1 protein-coding gene is annotated in these 527 nt (G+C 64.9%); it reads right to left on the minus strand.

The features are described from left to right. The coding region (locus AC5ZG5_RS46410) for a LysR family transcriptional regulator (protein WP_496165593.1) at positions 1-527 on the minus strand (527 nt) is incomplete at both ends.

The following is a 527-nucleotide window of genomic DNA, read 5'->3' on the forward strand; positions in this document are numbered from 1 at the left end:
GAGGGACGATTTGCGAGCCGGTGTGTCGGCGCGAGAACCGCGACGTAGCGCTCCTCGAACAGCGACCAGTCGTCGATGCGGGCGGGCACGTCCCGCACGTCCCCGACCATTGCGGCGTTGATCTCCCCTTCAAGCAAGAGGTCAACGAGCTTCTCCGCCACGCCCTCGCGCAGCTCGACGTGAAGTCCAGGGACGAACTTTGCGATCTCCGCAATCGGATCGAGCACGAGCGACGCCGAGATGGAAGGGGCGAGGCCAATCTTCAGTGGCGCGACGTCCTTGCGTTGGAACTCCTGGGCTCGGCGACGCACCGCGTCTGCCGAGGCGAGTGTGCGCTCCAGCATCGGAAGGACTTCCTTGCCAAGATCGGTGAGTTGGGTCAGCTGGCGTTCGCGGTAGATCAACTGGCCGCCGAGTTCCTGCTCGAGCTTCTGCACCCCTTTGGTCAGGGCGGGCTGCGTGACATTGCACTGCTCGGCCGCGCGGGTGAAGTTGAGCGCGGATGCGACGGCGAGGAAGTAGCGAAC

Source organism: Bradyrhizobium sp. Ses1, assembly GCF_059512365.1.